This is a genomic window from Croceicoccus ponticola, from assembly GCF_004004515.1.
Taxonomy (GTDB): domain Bacteria; phylum Pseudomonadota; class Alphaproteobacteria; order Sphingomonadales; family Sphingomonadaceae; genus Croceicoccus; species Croceicoccus ponticola.
The window spans coordinates 63,901-84,432 of the sequence record NZ_RXOL01000006.1; the positions used below are offsets into that span (position 1 = coordinate 63,901).

General features: G+C 63.9%; 18 protein-coding genes and 1 tRNA gene. 3 read left to right on the forward strand and 16 right to left on the reverse strand.

Going from position 1 to position 20,532, the window contains the following annotated elements; translation table 11 throughout:
• Positions 1-85: 85 nt before the first annotated feature.
• The 4 genes from EKN06_RS12535 to EKN06_RS12550 all read right to left on the reverse strand — a co-directional run bounded on the left by EKN06_RS12535 (position 86) and on the right by EKN06_RS12550 (position 3,532).
• On the reverse strand, positions 86-1,486 hold the full coding sequence (locus EKN06_RS12535) for a sensor histidine kinase (protein WP_240654919.1): 1,401 nt from the start codon (positions 1,484-1,486) through the stop codon (positions 86-88).
• Between the two features lie 106 nt (positions 1,487-1,592).
• Positions 1,593-2,270 (reverse strand): response regulator transcription factor, encoded by a 678-nt coding sequence (locus tag EKN06_RS12540; RefSeq protein ID WP_127613260.1) that lies wholly within the window; start codon positions 2,268-2,270, stop codon positions 1,593-1,595.
• A gap of 138 nt (positions 2,271-2,408) precedes the next feature.
• Positions 2,409-2,720, reverse strand: a complete 312-nt coding sequence (locus tag EKN06_RS12545) for a PepSY domain-containing protein (RefSeq protein WP_127613261.1) — start codon at positions 2,718-2,720, stop codon at positions 2,409-2,411.
• Between the two features lie 80 nt (positions 2,721-2,800).
• Positions 2,801-3,532 (reverse strand): SIMPL domain-containing protein, encoded by a 732-nt coding sequence (locus EKN06_RS12550; RefSeq protein ID WP_127613262.1) that lies wholly within the window; start codon positions 3,530-3,532, stop codon positions 2,801-2,803.
• 105 nt (positions 3,533-3,637) lie between these two features.
• Here EKN06_RS12550 and EKN06_RS12555 point away from each other — a divergent pair, with 105 nt between their 5' ends.
• Both EKN06_RS12555 and EKN06_RS12560 read left to right on the forward strand, forming a co-directional pair.
• Positions 3,638-5,428 carry an ABC-F family ATP-binding cassette domain-containing protein gene (locus EKN06_RS12555; protein ID WP_127613263.1) on the forward strand — a complete coding sequence of 597 codons (1,791 nt, stop codon included), beginning with the start codon at positions 3,638-3,640 and terminating at the stop codon, positions 5,426-5,428.
• A 19-nt stretch (positions 5,429-5,447) separates the two neighbouring features.
• Complete coding sequence (locus tag EKN06_RS12560; protein ID WP_127613264.1) at positions 5,448-5,867, forward strand: YqfO family protein; 420 nt, start codon at positions 5,448-5,450, stop codon at positions 5,865-5,867.
• A gap of 3 nt (positions 5,868-5,870) precedes the next feature.
• Here the strand turns inward: EKN06_RS12560 and EKN06_RS12565 are convergent, their stop codons facing one another.
• On the reverse strand, positions 5,871-7,694 hold the full coding sequence (locus EKN06_RS12565; protein ID WP_127613265.1) for a DUF885 domain-containing protein: 1,824 nt from the start codon (positions 7,692-7,694) through the stop codon (positions 5,871-5,873).
• Positions 7,695-7,797: 103 nt separating this feature from the next.
• The gene (locus tag EKN06_RS12570; RefSeq protein WP_127613266.1) at positions 7,798-8,319 is read right to left on the reverse strand and encodes a DUF6456 domain-containing protein; all 522 of its coding nucleotides are present in this window, start codon (positions 8,317-8,319) and stop codon (positions 7,798-7,800) included.
• A gap of 105 nt (positions 8,320-8,424) precedes the next feature.
• Between EKN06_RS12570 and EKN06_RS12575 the strand changes: the two genes are divergently transcribed.
• A complete protein-coding gene (locus tag EKN06_RS12575; RefSeq protein WP_127613267.1) occupies positions 8,425-8,997 on the forward strand; it encodes a helix-turn-helix domain-containing protein in 573 nt (190 codons plus the stop codon).
• Position 8,998: 1 nt separating this feature from the next.
• Here the strand turns inward: EKN06_RS12575 and EKN06_RS15715 are convergent, their stop codons facing one another.
• The 10 genes from EKN06_RS15715 to EKN06_RS12620 form a co-directional block, all read right to left on the reverse strand.
• The gene (locus EKN06_RS15715; protein ID WP_164844062.1) at positions 8,999-9,136 is read right to left on the reverse strand and encodes a hypothetical protein; all 138 of its coding nucleotides are present in this window, start codon (positions 9,134-9,136) and stop codon (positions 8,999-9,001) included.
• Between the two features lie 90 nt (positions 9,137-9,226).
• Positions 9,227-10,210: a protein translocase subunit SecF gene (gene secF / locus EKN06_RS12580; RefSeq protein WP_127613268.1), complete on the reverse strand. Its 984-nt coding sequence runs from the start codon at positions 10,208-10,210 to the stop codon at positions 9,227-9,229.
• A gap of 10 nt (positions 10,211-10,220) precedes the next feature.
• Positions 10,221-11,819 (reverse strand): protein translocase subunit SecD, encoded by a 1,599-nt coding sequence (secD, locus tag EKN06_RS12585; RefSeq protein ID WP_127613269.1) that lies wholly within the window; start codon positions 11,817-11,819, stop codon positions 10,221-10,223.
• A gap of 10 nt (positions 11,820-11,829) precedes the next feature.
• Positions 11,830-12,162 carry a preprotein translocase subunit YajC gene (gene yajC / locus EKN06_RS12590; RefSeq protein ID WP_127613270.1) on the reverse strand — a complete coding sequence of 111 codons (333 nt, stop codon included), beginning with the start codon at positions 12,160-12,162 and terminating at the stop codon, positions 11,830-11,832.
• 258 nt (positions 12,163-12,420) lie between these two features.
• A tRNA-Pro gene (locus tag EKN06_RS12595) sits at positions 12,421-12,497 on the reverse strand.
• A 91-nt stretch (positions 12,498-12,588) separates the two neighbouring features.
• Positions 12,589-13,371: a uroporphyrinogen-III C-methyltransferase gene (cobA, locus tag EKN06_RS12600; RefSeq protein ID WP_127613271.1), complete on the reverse strand. Its 783-nt coding sequence runs from the start codon at positions 13,369-13,371 to the stop codon at positions 12,589-12,591.
• Positions 13,368-15,944 (reverse strand): nitrate reductase, encoded by a 2,577-nt coding sequence (locus EKN06_RS12605; RefSeq protein ID WP_127613272.1) that lies wholly within the window; start codon positions 15,942-15,944, stop codon positions 13,368-13,370. Before EKN06_RS12605 ends, cobA begins: the two co-directional genes overlap by 4 nt.
• A gap of 8 nt (positions 15,945-15,952) precedes the next feature.
• Complete coding sequence (gene nirD / locus EKN06_RS12610; protein WP_127613273.1) at positions 15,953-16,327, reverse strand: nitrite reductase small subunit NirD; 375 nt, start codon at positions 16,325-16,327, stop codon at positions 15,953-15,955.
• Positions 16,327-18,855, reverse strand: a complete 2,529-nt coding sequence (gene nirB / locus EKN06_RS12615) for a nitrite reductase large subunit NirB (RefSeq protein ID WP_127613274.1) — start codon at positions 18,853-18,855, stop codon at positions 16,327-16,329. Before nirB ends, nirD begins: the two co-directional genes overlap by 1 nt.
• Positions 18,856-19,244: 389 nt before the next feature.
• Positions 19,245-20,489 carry an alginate export family protein gene (locus EKN06_RS12620; protein ID WP_127613275.1) on the reverse strand — a complete coding sequence of 415 codons (1,245 nt, stop codon included), beginning with the start codon at positions 20,487-20,489 and terminating at the stop codon, positions 19,245-19,247.
• Positions 20,490-20,532: the final 43 nt, after the last annotated feature.

Genomic DNA, 20,532 nt, shown 5'->3' on the forward strand with positions numbered 1-20,532 from the left:
CCCTATCAGCCCAAGTCAGGGTTTTACGCGGACAACGTTAACGACCCGTAGCGTTTACCGCAATCCGCAGCTTACCGGTAAGGTTTCAGACCCCGCCCGCGCGTGGCAATCGCAGTTCCACCAACAGGCCGCCAAGGTCCTCGCTTTCGCCCAGCGCCACGGTGCCGCCATAGATTTCGACCACGTCGCGCACGATGGCGAGGCCAAGCCCGGTGCCAGGCTTGTTGGTATCAAGCCGAGCGCCGCGATCGAATATGCGCTGTCGGTCCAGCTCCGGGATGCCGGTTCCGTCGTCTTCGACCCACACGCTGCAAATGTCGGGATCGGTCGGCACGGCATCGACGGTGACAAACACGCTGCCGCCACCGTATTTTGCCGCGTTTTCGATGCAGTTGCCGAGAATTTCGTCAAGATCCTGTCGTTCCAGCGCGACCATGCTCTCGCCCTCTTTCGCGCCGGCGATGTCGAAACGCACATGGGGATAAAGCCGGGCGACGGCACGTTCGACGGCTTCTGCCGCTTCGCCGACATCGGCACGGGCAAGTCCCGTGGCGCGGCGGCCCACGGCGCGAGCGCGAGCGAGATGGTGATCGACCTGTCGCCGCATCGTCGCAGCTTCACGCTGGACCAGGGTGTCGAGATCGGGCGCATGCGCGGCGGCAGCGTTGTTGAGCACGGTCAACGGCGTTTTCAGCGCATGGGCCAAGTTGCCCGCATGGGCGCGAGCTTCTTCAGCCTGCTTTTCCGAATGGGCGAGCAGCGCATTTAGTTCTTCCACCATCGGCTGCACTTCCAATGGCAGCGGTTCCGTCACGCGGTTTTCGCCCGTCACGCGGATGCGCTGAATGGCGCGGCGCACGCCCCGCAACGGCGAGAGACCAAGCCAGGTCTGCAGCCCCGCCATCATGATCAGCCCGCCACCGAGCACAAGGAAGCTGTACGCGAGAATGGAACGGAAGCGGGCAATCTGCGCGTTCAGTTCTTCCCTGCTGGCGGCGACGACGAACGACCATTGCGTCTCGCTGCCCGGCAAGATGATCGGACGCTGCATCACGCGCAGCGGTTCGCCCATGTATTGGTCGCTGTCATAGACCATCAGTTCCATGTGATCGGACGCCTGCGTCTTCAGCGTTCGGTCCCACAACGAGCGGGAGGGAAAAACCTCGTGCCCTTCGCCGGTGATTTGCCAATACAAACCCGAATTCGGCTCAAGAAAGCGTTGATCGCCAAGCGGTCGGGAAAAGAACACTTCGCCATCCGGCCCGATTTCAGCCGATGCGACCATCGCGGTCAGCATATATTCGAGCTGTTCGTCGAAATTCCGCGTGATGAGGCCCGACAGTGTGCGGTCCAGCAGTACGCCGCCGATCACCAGCAGAAACACGATCCACGCAATCGCGATCAGCATCATCCGACGCGACAGCGACCCGGTATGGACAGCGCCGTTATGGCGGTCTGCGCGTGACTGGCGCCGGGCGATGGTCATCCGCCCGGATCGGCGCGACTTGCGCCCGGCGTCGGTTGCATCCGACGGTTCGGGCACAAGGGAAGAGGGCGCTATTGCACCCTCTTCCCTCTCGGCCGACACAGCCTCAGCCGCGCGGCTGGTCGGCGGGGTCGTCGAGGCTGTATCCGAGGCCACGGATGGTAGTGATCACGTCGGCACCCAGCTTCTTGCGGATGCGGGTGACGAACACTTCGATGGTGTTCGAATCGCGGTCGAAATCCTGATCGTAGATGTGTTCGATAAGCTCGGTCCGCGAAACGACCTTACCCTTGTGATGCATCAGGTAGCTGAGCAGCTTGTATTCCTGCGCGGTCAGCTTGACCGGCTCGCCCTGTAGCGTGACGCGGCCCGAACGCGTATCCAGTCGCACGTCGCCGGCGGTCAGTTCGCTGCTGGCATTGCCGGTCGAACGACGGATCAGCGCGCGCAGGCGAGCGATCAGTTCCTCGGTCTGGAACGGCTTGGCCAGATAATCGTCTGCGCCTGCATCAAGTCCCGCCACCTTGTCCGACCACGAATCGCGTGCCGTCAGCACCAGCACCGGGAACTTGCGCCCCTCGCGCCGCCACATGCCGAGCACCGTCAGCCCGTCGATTTCCGGGAGGCCAAGGTCGAGCACGACTGCGTCATATTCTTCGGAAGAGCCCAGGAAGTGGCCATCTTCGCCATCGGTCGCGAGGTCGACGGCATAGCCGGTCTGCTCCAGCGTGGTCTTGAGCTGGTTGCCCAGCGTCGGTTCGTCCTCGACAATCAGGATGCGCATATGCTCTCCATTCCGGCGGGTGCCCAGGTTCTGTCGGGGCCCGTCTCGTTCATCTACATGAACAGATGGGAGCAAGAAAAGGTCCGCGCAAGATGAACAGATTTTTTGGCGGCACTCTTCACAGCGCTCGCCAGCGCCTTAACGCATCACGTTGATGATGCGCCCGGTACGCGCGTCGACATCGACGAACACGACGCGTCCTTCGCGAATGAATTTCAGGCGATAGGTGTTGGCCACGAATTCATCCATGCCAAGGTAATCCATGCCCTTCATCTGCGGCAGGACGCGGTTTTCGATCTGACGCAGCGTCTGAACATTGCCGGCGCGCAGTTCGCGCCGCGCCTCGCCCTGCCCGTCGCGCTTGTCGTTTCCCGCCAGCGCGGGCGCTGCCGTGCCCAGCACGGCAAGCGCGGCAATGGCGGTAAGCAAGGATCGGGACAGGGTTTTCATAGTGGCACTGTGCCTATCCCGAAACCATTGAACAAGGCGTGAATGTTGCATTCGCCCAAGCGACAGGCGCCGCCATTGCGTCAGCGCAACAGTTCGAACTTGGCGGTGATCGTCACTTGTGTCGCAACTTGTCCCGGACGGGTCGGCGTGCTGTCTTGCTTTGAAGTCTGGGTCGCCACCGGCATAGGCCCACGTTCGAAATACTGCTGCGTGTAACCCAGCGCTTCTTCGATCGCGAGCAGTCGGAAGTCTTTATAACCCGCCATCAGGGCGTAATCCCTCGCCTGCAACGCCGCCTTGTCGAAAGCGGCCTTGCGCGCTTGTGCCCGGCGCGGTTCGTCGTCGACCACGGACCACGAAGGGCCATTGATATTGGTCGCGCCTTCGGCAACCAACCAGTCCAGAACCGGACCGACCCGATCGAGATCGCGCAGTTCGATGGTGACCGTATTGCTGGCATCGTACCCGGCGAATTGCGGCGTGCGATTATTGGGATATTCGTATTGCGGGTTCAGCGTGATGCCGCTGGTCTGGACGCGATCGCGGGGGATGCCCAGTGTGTCCAGCCGCTTGAGCACCTTGTCCATGGCAGTCGCGTTCTGCTGCATGGCGGCAACCGCCGTCTGCGCGCGCGAAGTTACGCCCGCGCTGATGATCGCCTTGTCGGGATCGCCCAGCACCTGTTGCATGACCTGAATCTCGACGACGGGTCCCTGCGCATTGACGCCAACTTCGACCGCGGCGGATGCGGGCACGGCTGCGATGGCCGTGGCGGAAAGGGCAATGGCGGTGGCGGCAAGCAATTGGCGCATGTTAACTTTTCTCCGGGGTGTTTCTGACCGAACTCGCGCCTGATGCGACCGGTTCCCTGAACCGGTGCTTGCGGGCGGGATCAGCCCCGGCTAGGCGCGGGCCATATGGCACAAGCACCGATCCTTTCATGGGAAGGCCTCGGCCTTCAGCAGGGTGGCGGCTGGCTGTTCACCGATCTCGACCTCAACATCGGGCCGCGCGACCGGCTGGCGCTGATCGGCCGCAATGGCGCGGGCAAGACGACATTGCTGAAGCTCGTCGCCAACCAGATCGAACCGGACAAGGGCAAGCGTTCGATCCAGCCCGGCACGAAGATCGTGATGCTGGAACAGGAACCCGACGTCGCCGCGCACGCGACGCTCATGGACTTTGCGCTGTCGGGCGAAGATGCGCCTGCTCGCCACGAGGTGGAGGCCATCGCCGGCCAGCTCGGCATCGACATGAGCCGCGATGCGACAGCTTCGAGCGGCGGCGAACGGCGCCGCGCCGCCATCGCCCGCGCGCTGGCGATGGAACCCGACCTGCTGCTGCTGGACGAGCCGACCAACCATCTCGACCTTGCCGCGATCGAATGGCTGGAAAGCTGGCTCAACCGATACAGCGGCGCGTTCATCGTCATCAGCCATGACCGCACGTTCCTGACCCGCTTGACCCGCGCGACATTGTGGCTCGACCGCGGATCGATGCGCCGCAAGGAAGTGGGTTTCGGCGGGTACGAGGCATGGGAAGAACAGGTCTACGCCGAAGAGGCGCGCGCCGCCGACAAGATGGACGCCAAGCTCAAGCTTGAGGCGCACTGGCTGCAACGCGGCGTCACCGCGCGGCGTAAACGCAACCAGGGCAGGCTCGAAAAACTGCACCAGATGCGCGCCGAACGCGCGTCCATGCTTTCGCCGCAGGGCGCCGCCAAGCTGAAGATCGTGTCCGACGGCACCAAGACCAAGGCCGTCATCACCGCCGAACATGTCACCAAGTCCTATGGCGACCGCGTCATCATCCGCGATTTTTCGCTGCGCATCCAGCGTCAGGATCGGATCGGCATCGTCGGCGCAAACGGCGCGGGCAAGACGACGCTGCTGAAACTGCTGACCGGCGAGATCGAACCCGACATCGGCACAATCACGCTGGCCAAGACGCTGAGCGGCGTGATGATTGACCAGCAGCGCAGCCTGCTCTCGCCCGAAAAACGCATGCGCGACATCCTGGCCGAAGGCGGCGACTGGATCGATGTGCGCGGGGTGCGCAAGCACGTTCAGGCCTATCTGAAGGACTTCCTGTTCGACCCGTCGATGGTCGATGCGCGCGTCGGCACGTTGTCGGGCGGCGAACGTTCGCGGCTGTTGCTGGCCCGCGAATTCGCGCGCACGTCGAACCTGCTGGTGCTGGACGAACCGACCAACGATCTCGATCTCGAAACGCTCGACATGTTGCAGGAAGTCATCGCCGATTACGACGGCACCGTGCTGATCGTCAGCCACGACCGCGACTTCCTCGACCGCACGGTCACGATCACGCTCGGCCTCGACGGAAGCGGGACGGTGGACGTGATCGCGGGCGGCTATGCCGACTGGGAAGCGAAGCGCAAGACGCAGGCGACGTCGGCCAATAGCGCCAAGAAAAGCGCGCTGCCGCCCCCTCCCCCGCCGACCCAGAAAAAGGCGAAGCTGTCGTACAAGGACCAGCGCGACTACGACCTGCTGCCGCAGAAGATAGAGGAACTGGAAGCCGCGATCCTCGCCGATGAAGAGGCGCTGGCCGATCCCGCGCTTTATACCGCCGACCCGGCAAAGTTCGCAAAGCTGACGAAAGCGCTGGATACCAAACGCGCCGAAAAGGACGCGGCCGAAGAACGCTGGCTCGCGCTGGCCGAAGAGGTCGAGGAGCTGGAGGGATGAACGGCGGATCGACGCGGACATGACCCGGCAGACCGCCACGCGCGATGTCACCACGATCCGCGTGAATTGCCCCATATCGGCGACGACCGCAGCGGCCATCGCGTCGGGAGACCACGCGGCGGTTGATGCCGAGCCGGCACTGGCGGCGATGCGCGCCATCGTCGCGGCCGACAACCCGCTGGGCGACTTCGGCCTCTATCGTGCGGTCTTCGAACTGTCGCTGGGCTGGGAACTGTTCACACCTGCGACCGGGGCCGATCCGACCTTGGGCGCGGCGGGACAGGAAACGATGTCGCCCACCGCGATCCTGTCGATCCATGTCGACGCGGCCGTGCCCGACAGCCAGCTCGATCCGCTGCTGAACGCACTGATCGCGGCGCATCCGTGGGAAGTGCCGGTGATCGAACTGGGCAAGGCGCGGTTGCTGCTCCGCGCCTGAGCGTCACCCCTGCCCCAGCCGCGTCTTTTCCCGAGCGATCCATGCATCGACCCGCTTGCCCAATAGGTTCAGCGGCATCTCGCCTTCCTTGATGATGCGATGAAAGCGCGGCAGGCTGAATTGGTCGCCAAGCGCGGTCTGGGCCTTCTTGCGCTGTTCGACCCAGAAATTCTGACCGATCTTGTAGCTGCACGCTTGACCCGGCCCGGCGCAGTAGCGTTCGACCTCGCTGCGGGTCTGATTCGCGGGATAGCCGACGGTCGACCCGAAATAGGCGATGCCTTTCTCCCGGCTCCATCGCTTGTCGTGCAGCCCGGTATCGGTCACCAGCCGCGCCGCGCGGTACAGCCACGATTGCAAGGCGCCGGCCCGTTCGACTCCTTCGTACATGCCCAGTTCGTCGGCGACCATTTCGGTATAAAGCGCCCACCCTTCGGAATAGGCGCCGATGTACTGATTGCGCAGGAGCATCGGCAGTTCTTCGTTTTCGGACGAGATCGCGGTCTGCAGATGATGGCCCGGCATCGTTTCGTGATAGATCAACGCCGGAAGCGAATAACGGGGCCAGTCCTTCACGTCGTAAAGGTTGATGTAGAACGCACCCGGTCGCGAACCGTCGGTGGCGGGCGAGCTGTAATAGCCAAGGCTCGCGCCCTGTTCGATCTCGACCGGCACGCGCCGCACTTCGACCGGCTGGCTCGGCACGGTGTCGAATGCGGGCTTGATCTGCTCCCACGCCTTGGCCACCCGACCTTCGAGGAATTTGAGAAGTTCGGCGCGACCTGCTTCGCTGTCATCGAATACCTGCCCCGGCTGTTCGTTCAGGATTTGCAGCCTTTCGCCCGCGCTACCCTTGGACAATCCGGCTTCTTTCAGCACCGGGTCCAGCCAGCCTTCGATCTCGGCCACCTGATCCAGCCCGATGCGGTGGATTTCGTCGGCCGAAAGGTCGGTGGTGGTGAAATAGGCCAGCTCGCGGGCATAAATCTCCTGCCCATGCGGGACGCGCCAGATGCCGTCGCCGGCGCGCGATCCGGGCGCAAGCTTGCGCAGCATCGCCACCTGTCGCGCCAGCGCGGGATAAACGTCGCTCTCCACGATGCGCGTCGCGCGTGCCGCCCAGTCGCCGGCGATCCCCTTTGCCGCCGTGCGCGTGGCAAGCGAGCGAACCAGCGAATTTTCCGCCGCAGGCCCGGCGATCATCCCGGCCCGCTGCTTCGCCGCCGTCGTCACCGACCAGCTGGGTGCCGCATAGCCGCGCGCCGCCTCATGCTTCTGCAACGCGGTTTCATCGTCGAGCGCGTAGGCATAGGCCGTCAGACGCGCGAGATAGGCTTCTGCATCATCGGCCGTTTCGATCGGATGGATCGAATCAAGGAAATCGGGCACCGAGCCCGCCATCCCGTCCTGTTGCGTCAGCACATAGGGCGAATGGACATGGCCCAGCCCGAATTCGCGCCCGGAAACCCGCGCTTTCAGCTGGAAACGCAACACCTCGGCCTGTACCGAACCATTTTCGCTCAGCCCGGCGGTGTCCAGCGCGTTCAATGCCGACAGCATCGTTTCGCCGTGCCGCCATGCCGCCACACGGTCCGCCATGCCCGCACCCCACAGCCGCGACCGGGCCCACGCATTCTTTCCGGTATCGAGGCCGAGTGAAGTCATGTCGGCAGGACTGATCCGGAAATCGCCCCACAGCACCTTGTCCATCAGGGCGTGGAGCTGCCGGTCTGCAGGCGCGGCCGCGGCTTGCGCAAAGATTTTCGTCGACCCTGCCGCCAAGGCTGCGACCGTCGCGCTGTGACCAAGGAATTGCCTGCGTTTCATTTAGGATTTCCGCCCGATTGGTTTCTGGCGCAACCACTGCCACGATGCCGCTGCCGCCTCAACCCTTTCTCGATCAGCGCATTCGACCGCCAGTCCCCGCCGATCAACCGATGCGATAATAGTCCGCCACACGATCGAGAGCGAGGCCGAGTACGAGCTTGCCGCTGCGCGCCGGCCATTGCAGCGCCTTTTCCGCTTCGGGCAGGCCTTCGCCCGCACAGGCGACGCGCCACAACACGTCGGACAGCCCGGGCCCAGCCACCGCCGCCGCCTCCTCGAACCGCCGCTTGGCAGATACCTGCCGTTCGGACGGGGTCAGCCCGGCGTCGCGATTGCCGCCGTCCACCCGCACCGGGTTCCAGTTCATGGTGATCGACGGGGCAAGCTGCGCCCGTTCCCAATCGGCGCGCAGCCGTTCGCCCGCATCGAATTGCCGGTCGGTCAGATGCCCGCGCGCATGAAGCCAACAGAGCGGCGATTCCTTGAGGTTCACCGTCACGCTGCGACCCCGCTTCGGCGCCCCGCCCCGATAGGTGTCGGACGTGCGGCGCGGTCCTTCGCTCGTCAATTCCCGCGTTACGTAATGCGCCTTGCGATCCCCTGCGTCGTACGTCGGTCCGGTCATCTGGCGAATCTCCCTTATGGACAAGTTGAAGGGCTGCATTGCGTTGGTTCGATTATGTAGGAAAATAACACCATATTGGTTCGCAACGGTTTTAAGGGTATAAATGTGATCAACCGCATCCGCGCCATCCGCAAGGACAAGGGCATGACCCTCGTCGATCTCGCAGAGGCGTGCTCTCCTCCCACCACGCCGCAGACCATCGGGCGGCTGGAAACAGGAATGCGTACGCTGTCCATCGACTGGCTCAACCGCATCGCCGCAGCCCTTGGCGTCGAGCCCGAAGCGCTGTTGGCCAGCGAGACGAAGGCTGCGCCCATGGTTGTCGCCCGACTGGGGGCGGACGGGGCCGAAGCCCTGCCTAAACCGCGCGAGGCGGTTCCTCCCGAAGTGCTGCTGGGCGACAACATCATGGGCGTTCTGGAAATCGAGGTGGCACAGGGGGAATACCGACCCGGCGACAGGCTTTGGCTACGCGAACTGAGCCCGGCGCAAACCAGTCAGGCGATCAATCGCGACGTGCTGGTCCCCCGGTCCGGTGGGCGTTTTGCGTTCGGGCGATTGATAGACCGCAGCGACGGTTACGTCGCGGTGCTGCCGCCGGGCACCGGACAACGCCAGACCGTGATCATGGATCCGGCCTGGGTCGCCCTTGGCGTGATGCTGGTGCGAATGCTTTAGCTCAGACCTGTTCGGCCTCGACCATCTTGCGCAGCACGGCGATGCGCTGGCGGGTCGCATCGTGATTGCGCTCGGGATGGTCCTGCAGTTCGGTCAGCAGATTCTTCAGTTCGGCGGCATAACGGTTGTCTTGTGCCATTGTCGGCCTCCTTTCCCAGAAAGCCGACATTAGCACATCTGCGCTCGTTTGCGGAACTCGCCCTGCCGCGACGACAGGGCTAACCGCCCGTCATGTGTCGGCGCGTGCGATGTTTTCCTGTTTATCGGTTGCCGACTCGACCGGCACGAAACTGGTCGACGTGACGCGCAGCCAGATCAGAATCGGCGCCGCCATGTAGATCGACGAGTAGGTGCCGACGAAAATGCCGAATGCGATAGCGGTCGCAAATCCGAAGGTGCTGGCCGGACCAACGAACATCAACGCGACGAGCACTACCAACGTCAACAGCGACGTCATGACCGTCCGCGACAGCGTTTCGTTCACTGACAAATCGAGCAGTTCGCTGACCGGAAGCTTGCGATATTTCTTCAGGTTTTCGCGGATGCGGTCATAAATGACGATCGTATCGTTCAGCGAATAGCCGATGATCGCCAGGATCGCGGCCACGATGTTGAGGTCGAATTCCATCTGGGTCAGCGCAAACAGGCCCAGCGTCAGCGACACGTCATGCACCAGCGCGAACAAGGCCCCGACGCCGAATTGCCATTCGAACCGAATCCAGATGTAGATCGAAATCGCCACCATCGCAGCGAGCAGGGCGAGCATCCCCGTCTGGAACAGTTCGCCCGAAACCTTGCCGGACACGGAATCCACGCCGTCGATCCGGACATCCGGATGGCCCCTTTTCATGTCCGCGACGATGGCATTGGTCATCCGGTCGGCCAGGTCCTTGACCTGCGTCGCGTCCTTGCCTTCGGGCAGGCGCATCCGGATCGAAACTTCGTTCGGTTGGCCGAACCGCTGGATGATCGGCGCGCCGTAACCCAGCGCTTCGATATCGCCGCGCAGTTCCGAGACTGGCGCCTCCGCCTCTCCGACAAAGGTTGCCCGGATCATCTGGCCACCAACGAAATCGACGCCGAGGTTCAGGCCATTGGTCAGAACCGCCGCCCAGCTTGCCGCCATCAGGATCAGCGAGACGATGTAGAACGGCAGGCGCCAACGAAGGAACTTAACGTTCGTGTCGTCAGGGACGAGTTTCAGGAGCTTCATCGTCCGTTCCTCAGATATTCAGGTCTGCGGGGCGGTGCTTGCGCAAATATCCCGCGACCCACATGCGGGTCAACGTGACGGCGGTGAAAACCGAGGTCACGATACCGATGATGAGCACGATCGCAAAACCGCGGATCGGGCCGGAGCCGAACAGGAACAGCAGCACGCCTGCGATCACGTTGGTGACGTTGGCGTCCAGAATGGCACGCTGCGCTTCGCGATAGCCGACTTCGACCGCCTGTACGACGCGGCGCCCCCTGCGACGTTCTTCGCGGATACGTTCGTTGATCAGGACGTTGGCGTCGACCGCGGTACCGATGGTCAAGACGAAGCCCGCGATGCCCGGCAGCGTAAGCGTGGAACCAAGCGCGGCCATGACGCCAAGGATGATGAGCACGTTCAGCAACAACGCGATATTGGCATAGATGCCGAAGCGGCCGTAGGTAACGGCCATCATGACCAGCACGGCAACGCCGCCGACGATCAGCGCAAGGACGCCCTTGCGGATCGAATCGGCGCCGAGATCGGGCCCAACGGTACGCTCCTCGACGACCTTCAGGTCGATGGGCAGAGCGCCCGAACGCAGCGAAATCGCCAGCGCGTTGGCACTGTCGACGTTGAAGCCGCCAGATATCTGCGCCTGTCCGCCAAGGATCGGTTCGTTGATATTCGGCGCGGACAGCACCGATCCGTCGAGCACGATGGCAAACGGCTTCCCGACATTGGCGGTGGTCAGCGCGGCGAACTTGCGCCCGCCTTCCTGATTGAAGGTGATGTTGACGACGGCAGCGCCGTTCTGGTCATAACCCTGCTGCGCATTGGTCAGCTGGTCGCCCTGAATGCCACCAAGCCGCTTGACCGCGACTGCGCCCTGCTGCTGCGAATCGGCCGCATAAGGCAGGATCTGGCTGCCCGGGGGCACGATGCCCTGCGCCACGTCGCTCGGCAGCGCGGTCTGATCGACCAGCTTGAATTCCAGCTTCGCGGTCTGGCCCAACAGCGCCTTCAGCTTTTGCGGATCGTCGAGACCCGGAACCTGCACCACGATGCGATCGTCGCCCGAACGGATGATCGTCGGTTCGCGTGTGCCCAGTTCGTCGATACGGCGGCGCACGACGTCGGTCGCGGTGTCCATCGCGTTTTCGACGGCCTGGTCAAGCCCGGCATCGGTCGGAATAAGTTCGAGGCGCTGACCGTCGACGACGCGAATGGTCCAGTCGCGCTGTCCTGTCAGGCCCACGCCTTCGGTCATCGGCAGCAGCACTTCGCGTGCCGCATCGACCTGCGTTTCCTGCTCGACCATAAAGGACAGGCGTCCGTTCGCGGTCGAAATGTCGCCGATCGCGATGGCAGGTTCGGCCTCGCGCATGGCGCGGCGCACGTCCTCTTCCATCGAATCCAGCCGCAAGTCGCGGACCTGCCCCGTATCGGCTTCAAGCAGGATGTGGCTGCCGCCGGCAAGATCGAGGCCGAGGTTGATCTCGGGATCGGGCAGCTGCGAGGGCCATGGCTGACCCGCCAACATCATGATCGAAGGAAGTGCGGCGGCCACGCCCAACAGCGTGATCCCCCACAGCCAGATCCGTTTCCAGCGCGGAAAATCGAGCATTCCTGTAATCTCAGTCGTTTGCGGGGGTCGAGCCGCCCGGCGGGATGATGTCGCCGATGGTCGAACGCACGGCCTTCACCTTGACGCCCGGACCGAGGTCGAGGTCGACGTAATGGTCGTCCAGCTTCACGACCTTGCCGACGAGACCGCCGGCAGTGACGACGCGATCACCCTTTTGCAGGCTCGCGATCTTGGCCTGATGCTCCTTCTGCCGCTTCATTTGCGGGCGGAACACGAGGAGCCAGAAAATGACGCCCATCGCGACGAGAGGCAGGATCTGAACCCATCCAGGGGGCCCTCCGGCCGGAGCGGCGGCAGCGAGAACGAGCAGGTTGCTGGACATGAATGGCCTTCGATAGATGCGGGCAGACGATGCTGGCGAAAGGATGTGTCGGCATTGAATAAGGGCGATCGACCGCCATGCAAGGGGCAGCCGGTCAAGCCCGCGCGCCTAGCAGCATTGCCATGCGCTTGGCAATGCGGGCTTCGCGCCACAGCGATGTCAGGTATGGTCAGCGATGTCCGTGATGCCACCAGAGCGGCGGTGGCGTGCTTGCCACCTGCCGCGCCGCGGTCGGATGTCTTTCGATATTGGAAAGACTGGTCGGGACGAGAGGATTCGAACCTCCGACCCCCACACCCCCAGTGTGATGCGCTACCAGGCTGCGCTACGTCCCGACCGGAGCGCGCCCTATAAGCGGGCGTTTCGGGCAATGCAAGCGGTCGCTCGCTGCCCTCGGAACCTAAGTTTTGCACATGCCGATTTGAGCTAAACCGACGCCCGCACGGTTCCGGTGTACGCGTTCGCCCGCTGTGGAAGGACCGCTGCGCCAACGGCCTGACCGATCAGGATCAGCGCCGGTCCATCGCCCAGCGCGGTTCGCGCCGCGATCGGCAGCAGGTCCAGCCGGGTCAGGAATTCACCGCCCGTCGGCAGGCTGGCCTGTTCGACCAGCGCGCACGGCGTGTCCCTCGGCAGGCCCGCCGCAATCAACCCAGCGGACACGTCGCGGGCCGCCGCCTTGCCCATGTATACGGCCAGCGTCGCTTGCGGGTCGGCCAGCGCGTGCCAGTCGAGCGAAACTCTTTCCCCAGCCAGCGCATGAGCAGTCACGAACGTCAAACGCCGCGCCAGCCCACGCAGGGTCAGCGACATGCCGAGATCGGCCGCCGCCGCGCTGGCCGCGGTGATTCCCGGACAGATGCGCACCGAAATGCCCTCGGCCCGGCAGGCTTCGAGTTCCTCGTTCGAACGGGCGAAGATCGCAGGGTCGCCGCCCTTCAACCGCACGACCTTCTCTCCCGCCAACGCCGCTTCGACGATCAGCCGGTCGATCGAGGTCTGGTCCTTGGAATGGCGGCCCGAACGTTTGCCCACCGGCACCATGCGAACATGTGGCGGCACCAGCGCCAGCACGCCTTCGCCGACCAGCGCATCGTAGAAGATGACGCTCGCTTCGGTCATCAGCCGTTCCGCCTTGCGCGTCAGCAGGTCGGGATCGCCCGGCCCCGCGCCCACCAGCCATACTTCACCGCCCCGAAAATCGGTCATTCCGCAGCCTCCGCCACTTGTGTTTCGCGCAGAATCCCGGCGAGCTGCGGCCTGCAGCTGCCGCAGTTGGTACCGGCATTGAGCGCCCTGCCAATGGCGTCCACGCTGGACAGCCGCTGATCGGCGATGGCGGCAAGGATGGTGTTCAGCCCGATGTCGAAACAGACGCAAACCTGGCGGCCGGTGTCTGGTCGCGTGCCTGCGGGACGACCGGCGAGCAGTTCGGGCGGCGACCCAGCATCGTCGCCCAACTGCTGCCCGATCCATTCGCGCGAAGGCAGGTCGCCGTCGCGCGTGACGAACAACGCCGCGGAAAGGCGACCCATGTCGTCGAGCACCGCGACCCGCTTCATCCCCCGGCGCACGTCTTCGACGATCAGCCGGTCGCCTTCGGGCAGGACCGCTTCGACCGGCGCATCGCCCATGCCCGCCAATTCGACGATCCACCCCTTGGCGAGCCGCATCCGCGCCCAATAGAGGCAGTCCGGCGCCGCAGGTTCGTTCGCCGTGACGAGGAACGCGCGCCATTCCGGTGCGACCGGGGCGATCGCCGCGCCGCAATCCTTGAAGCCCGGTTGGCCCGAAACGGGATCCACATCGGGCGAAGTCAGGCGATTGGCGCGCCCGCCGCTGGCGAACAAGTCGGTCCAATGCATGGGCGCGAATATCGTGCCCGGCACCTGCGCATCGGTGACGCTGGCGCGCAGCACGGTGTTTCCGCGCGGCGTATCGATTTGGGCAAGGCCGCCGTTGGTAATGCCATATCGCACCGCATCGTCAGGATGCACTTCGACCAGCGGTTCGCTGCGGTGGCGGGACAGGCGCGCCGACAGGCCGGTGCGCGTCATCGTGTGCCATTGATCGCGGTAACGCCCGGTATTGAGCCGCAGCGGGAATGCCGGGTCGGCCGGTTTTGCGACCAGAGGCGCGACATCGATCAAACGCGCCTTGCGGTCGGGGAAGCAGAAACCGTCGGCCAAAAGCTTGCCCTCGCCCCAGCGAAAGGGTTGCAACGCGTCGTATTCCACATCGGAAAGCCGGGCATGATCGGTCAGATCGAGCTTAAGCCCTCGCCGCTGTGCCAGCGCCGTCATCGCGGCATATTCGCGAAACACCGCGGCTGGCCCGGACCAATCGAACGCGTCGCCATATCCCATCGCGGCGGCAACGTCGGCGATGATGCGCCAGTCGGCCCGCGCCTCCCCCGCAGGGGGCAGGAACCCGCGCTGGCGGCTGATCACGCGTTCCGAATTGGTGACCGTCCCATCCTTTTCCCCCCAGCCCATCGCGGGAAGTCGAACGTGGGCAAGCCGGGTGGTGTCGGTATCGGCCATGCAATCGGACACGACGACGAACGGACACTTTTCCAATGCCCCGCGCACGAACCCTGCGTCGGGCATCGACACGGCGGGATTGGTCGCCATGATCCAGATCGCCTTAATCCGGCCGTCGTCGACCGCGCGGAACATGTCGACCGCCTTCAGCCCCGGCGCCGTGCAGAGGTTCGGCGCAGCCCAGAAATCGGCGACGGCAGCGCGCTCTTCATCCGAAAAACCGAGATGGCACGCCAGCGTCGAGGCAAGCCCGCCCACTTCACGCCCGCCCATCGCGTTCGGCTGGCCGGTGATCGAGAACGGCCCTGCCCCCGGCTTGCCGATACGCCCAGTGGCAAGGTGCAGGTTGATGATGGCATTGCCCTTGTCGGTTCCGCGCACCGACTGGTTCGATCCCATCGAAAATACCGTGATCATGCGCGGATGCGCCGCGACCATGTCGGCCAGCGCTTCGAAATTGGTGGGCAGCGCTTCGCCCGGCGCACCGACCAGCCCATCCCAGAAGCCATCGGGCGTTACGCAGTGCTGCGCCATGAACGCTTCGTCCACTTCGCCGCGCCGCTTCATGTCGGCCAGCAGCGCGCGGAACAGCGGAATATCGCCATCGGGCGCAACCGCGACGTGAAGGTCGGCTTCCTGCGCGGTTTCGGTCCGGCGCGGGTCGATCACGACGACTTTCGTGCTGTGGTCGCGACGCGCTGCCTCGATCCGCTGCCACACGACGGGGTGGCACCACGCGGTGTTCGATCCGACGAGCAGGATCAGGTCCGCGGTTTCGAGGTCCTCGTACCCGACCGGCACGTAATCCTCGCCAAAGGCGCGGTTGTGCGCGGCCACCGCGCTGGCCATGCAAAGCCGAGAATTGGTGTCGATGTTGCCGCTGCCGATGAAACCTTTCATCAGCTTGTTCGCGGCATAGTAATCTTCGGTCAGCAACTGGCCCGATACATAGAACGCCACGCTGTCCGGCCCGTGTTCGGCGATCGTGTCGGCAAATGTGCGCGCAACGAAACGCGTCGCTTCATCCCAGCCGGCGGTGCGGTTGCCGATCATCGGGTGCGTCATGCGACCCTGCAGCCCGACCGTATCGCCCAGCGTCGTGCCCTTGATGCACAGCCGTCCATGGTTGGCAGGATGCGCATCGTCCCCCGCGATCGCCACCGAACGATTGATGCCCGGAGTCGCGACAATGCCGCAACCGACTCCGCAATAGGCGCATGTGGTGGCGATGCCCGACATCGGTCAGGTCAGGCCGCGGCCGCGACGTCGCTGTCGTCGACAGGGATCTGTGGATTGAGCACCGCATCGCGCAGCAGGAACATGCGGCCGCCTTCGACCTTGGACGGGATAGTCGGCACGCAACCCTTGTCGTCACCCAGGGCGCGCCCGGTTTCGAGGCTGATGTTCCAGTTGTGCAGCGGGCAGGCCACGACATTGCCGTGAATGATCCCCTGTGACAACGGGCCCTGCTTGTGCGGGCACTTGTTGACCAGCGCAAAGATGTCGTTGCGCACCGTGCGGAATACGGCGATCTCCTCGCCCCCTTCGACCGGCAGGGTGCGCGCGGTGCCGGGTTCGATCTGATCGACCGGGCCGATATCGAGCCATTTCCCGAAGGGCATTATGCGTTCTCCATGATCGAAAGGGGGCGCACCTCGGCAATGTGGCTGTGGAGGTCGCGGCGATCGCCACCGGCGCGCGCGGCCCACGGGTCGTCCTGCCAGAAGGTCTGCGAATAGCGGAACCGGCGGGCGAGTTCGGTGACGGTCCCCGGCTTGGCGAACAGCGCCTCCTTCAGCCAGTCCATGCCCTTGCGCTCGATCCACGGGGCGGTGCGTTCGAGATAGCGGGCGTCTTCGCGATAAAGCTGGATGAAGGCGGCGCAGTGTTCCATCGCCTCTGCCTCCGTCTCCACCTTGCACAAAAGGTCGGTCGCGCGAACGTGGATGCCGCCGTTGCCGCCGACGTGCAGCTCGTATCCCGAATCGACGCAGATGACGCCAAAGTCCTTGATCGTCGCTTCGGCGCAGTTGCGCGGGCAGCCGCTGACCGCGATCTTGAACTTGTGCGGCATCCAGCTGCCCCACGTCATGCGTTCGATCTGGACGCCCAGCCCGGTCGAATCCTGCGTGCCAAAGCGGCACCATTCGGACCCGACGCAGGTCTTTACCGTGCGCAGCGATTTGCCATAGGCGTGGCCCGAAACCATCCCGGCCGCGTTCAGGTCGGCCCAGATTGCGGGCAGGTCTTCCTTGCGGATGCCGAACAGGTCGATGCGCTGGCCACCGGTCACCTTGACCAGCCGGGCCTGATACTTGTCCGCCGCGTCCGCGATGGCGCGCAGTTCGTTGGGACTGGTGATTCCGCCCCACATGCGCGGGACGACGGAATAGGTGCCGTCCTTCTGGATATTGGCGTGGAGGCGTTCGTTGACGAAGCGGCTCTTCTGGTCGTCGACATACTCGCCCGGCCAAGCGCACAGCAGGTAATAGTTCAGCGCCGGGCGGCACGATGCGCAGCCGTCGGGCGTGGTCCAGTGCAGTTCCTGCATGACCTGCGGGATGACCTTGAGTTCTTTTTCGACGATCAGCTTGCGCACGTCGTCGTGGGTGAAGCTGGTGCACTTGCACATCGTCTTTGGCCCGGATTCCACCGCATCGTCGCCCAGCGTCACGGCCAGCAGGCTTTCGACCAGCCCCGTGCACGATCCGCAGCTGGCCGAAGCCTTGCAAGTGGACCGCACCGCATCGAGGCTGTGCGCCCCGCCCGAAATGCACGCGACGACCTGCGCCTTGGATACGCCGTTGCAGCCGCAGATCTCTGCGTCGTCCGAAAGGGCGGCAACGGCGGCATTAGGGTCCAGCAGGGCGCCTCCGCCGCTGGCAAAGGCCTGACCGAAGATCAGTGCCTCGCGCACGTCCGAAATGTCTTCCTCCTTTCTCAGGAGGTCAAAGTACCAATTGCCGTCGGCGGTATCGCCATAAAGCACCGCGCCGACGATCCGGTCGTCCTTTACCACGACGCGCTTGTAGATGCCGCGGCTGGCATCGCGCATCACGATGTCTTCGCACCCGTCGCCGCCGGAAAAATCGCCGGCGGAAAACAGGTCGATGCCCGATACCTTCAGCTTGGTCGAAGTGACCGAGCCGCCGTAGCCGCTGGGCTGGTCGGTGGCATGATCGGCAAGGCTGCGGCACATTTCCCAAAGCGGCGCGACAAGACCGTAGCAAAGGCCGCGATGCTGCACGCATTCGCCGACGGCAAGCACGTCGGGATCGGACGTCACCATGTGGTCGTCGACCATGATGCCGCGCTCGACCTCAAGACCTGCGGCCCGGGCAAGGCCGGTAGCGGGGCGGATCCCTGCGGCCATGACCACGATGTCGGCGGGGATGATCGTGCCGTCTTCGAGCAGGACGGCGGCAACCTTGCCGTCATTGCCGACGATTTCCTTGGTGTTGGCGCTGGTCAGGATCGTCTGGCCACGGCTTTCCAGCTCGGCCTTCAACAGATAGCCCGCCGCTTCGTCGAGCTGACGTTCCATCAAAGTCGGCATCAGGTGGATGACGGTGACGCGCATGCCGCGAAGCGACAGTCCGTGCGCAGCCTCCAGCCCGAGCAGGCCGCCACCGATGACGACGGCGTTGCCGGCCCCTCCATTAGCGTCGCCCTTTTCCGCGGCGGCGAGCATCTTGTCGACGTCGTCGAGGTCGCGGAAGGTGACGACGCCGTCGAGATCCTTGCCCGGAATGGGGATGATGAACGGGTCGGAGCCGGTTGCGATCAAAAGCGTGTCATAACCTTCGATCCGGCCGCCGCGCGTGACGACCTTCCGGTTCTTTCGGTCGATCCCGGTCACCGGGTCGCCCGACACGAGGGCGATGCCGTTGTCATCGTACCAATCCTGGCCGTTGATGACGATTTCCTCGAACGACTTTTCGCCCGCCAGCACCGGCGACAACATGATCCGGTTGTAATTCACGCGCGGTTCGGCGCCGAAAATCGTCACGTCGAACCGCGTGCTGTCGCGGGCAAGGATTTCCTCGACCGCGCGGCAACCGGCCATGCCGTTGCCGATGACGACGAGCCTCCGCCGCTTTGCGGGGGTCGCGCTCGCCTCGCCTTTTTCCTGTGCCACGGTCACGTTCATGTCGATCCTATGTTCCGCGCGCACGCAAAAAAGCCGCCTCGATCCCGTGAAAGGGTTCGGGGCGGCACCGTTGCCACGCAATGTTGAAATGGTTCGCAGCGGATCGCGAAACACGCGCCCTTCGATGGGCGGCGCAATCCGTGCGGTATTTGCGATATACCCGATTCTAGCGCAGCGCGGCAAGCCGTTTTTTTGCAATGCAGCACGAACGATTTGCTGCGCCGCCACCTCGTCGGCTTTTTCCCGCGTCGCATTCGTCAGCGACTACGGATCAGGGTGCCCCGTTGCGGGGGCACCCTGATTGTCGCCTCATTCAAAAAGACCAGCTTTGGCCCGATCTGCGAGGATCAATTCCCCAGGACCAAGCGTCATCGCCTGCACGTCCCGGATCAGTACGCGAAGCTCACCTGCATCCACAGCTTCTTCGTGCTCGTGCCAAAGTCTTCGGCATCGTAGTCGGCGTATTTCACCGTCACGCCATAACCCTTGAGCTTGAAGCCCAAGGTGGCATCCCACTCTTCGCCGTAATCGAGCCCGCCGACGTCGCTTTCGAACTTGTGGTAAGTCACGCTGGCGTTGAGGCCGGGTAGCGCCTTGACGCCCTTGAAGGCATAACCGACGGTGGCGTAATAATCCTCAAGCCCGGCGTTCGGCGTCGCGAGGAACAGATCGGCGAAACCGTTGAATTTATGCAGCGTGGCCATGGGCGTGCTGATTCCACGGACCCCATCGTCGCTGCCCAGCTTTTCATAACCCGCGAGCAGGTTCACGCCCGCGACGGTCGCGCCCAGTTCGCCGTTGATGTAGTCGGCCGAATAGTCGATCGTATTGCCCTTGTAATCGCTCTGCTTCGCGTAGCTGGCGACGAAAGTCAGGGCGACCGGCGTGCCCAGCGGGATCTTGCCCGAAGCGATCGCGCCATAAGTCTGGCTGGACATGCCGATGGAGAGCGGTTCGCCCGCATCGTAATCGAGCAGATAGGCGAACCCGGTGACCGCAACGCCCCTAAGGTCGACGCCTGCGTTCACGAACACATGGTCACCGTCCAAAGCGGTGCGCAGCCCGGCATCGGCACCGAAGATCGTGCGCTGCGAAATCGAATAGGTTGCGTCCACCTTCACCGGACCGACATTGACGATGCCGCGCAGGGCATCGAACGTCTGTTCGTTCTGCCGCCAGCCGACATTGCCGACAAAGCGCGAAATGCCCAGCACAATGCGCTGGCGGCCCAGGGTCAGCGAACCGAACTTGCCCGCATAGCCGACTTGAAGCCGGTTGAGTTCGACGGTTTCGGGATCGGCGACAACGGAATAGGGTTCGGCGCCGAAATAACCGTTATTGCCCGCGATGGTGTCGTTGTAATCGTCGACGATGGCGAGCGTGGCTTCCGCCTCGGCCAGAAAGGAAAGTCCGCCGGTCTTCAGTTCCGCGCCCGCGACCATGCCCAACGTCACCGCATCGGCATCCAACCCGATCTCGTCCTGATCGACCGCCTCGTAACGCAGGACGCCTTCGATGATCGGGTCGAGCGTCACGCCTTCGCCAATCGTGACCGGATCGCCGGCCTTGGCATGGGCGGTGCCGCCGAGTGCCATGCCCGAAACTGCCGCAAGCAAAAGTACCTGTTTCCTCATTTCACTTTACCTCCATGACGCCGGGCGTTTTCCCCTTACTTGG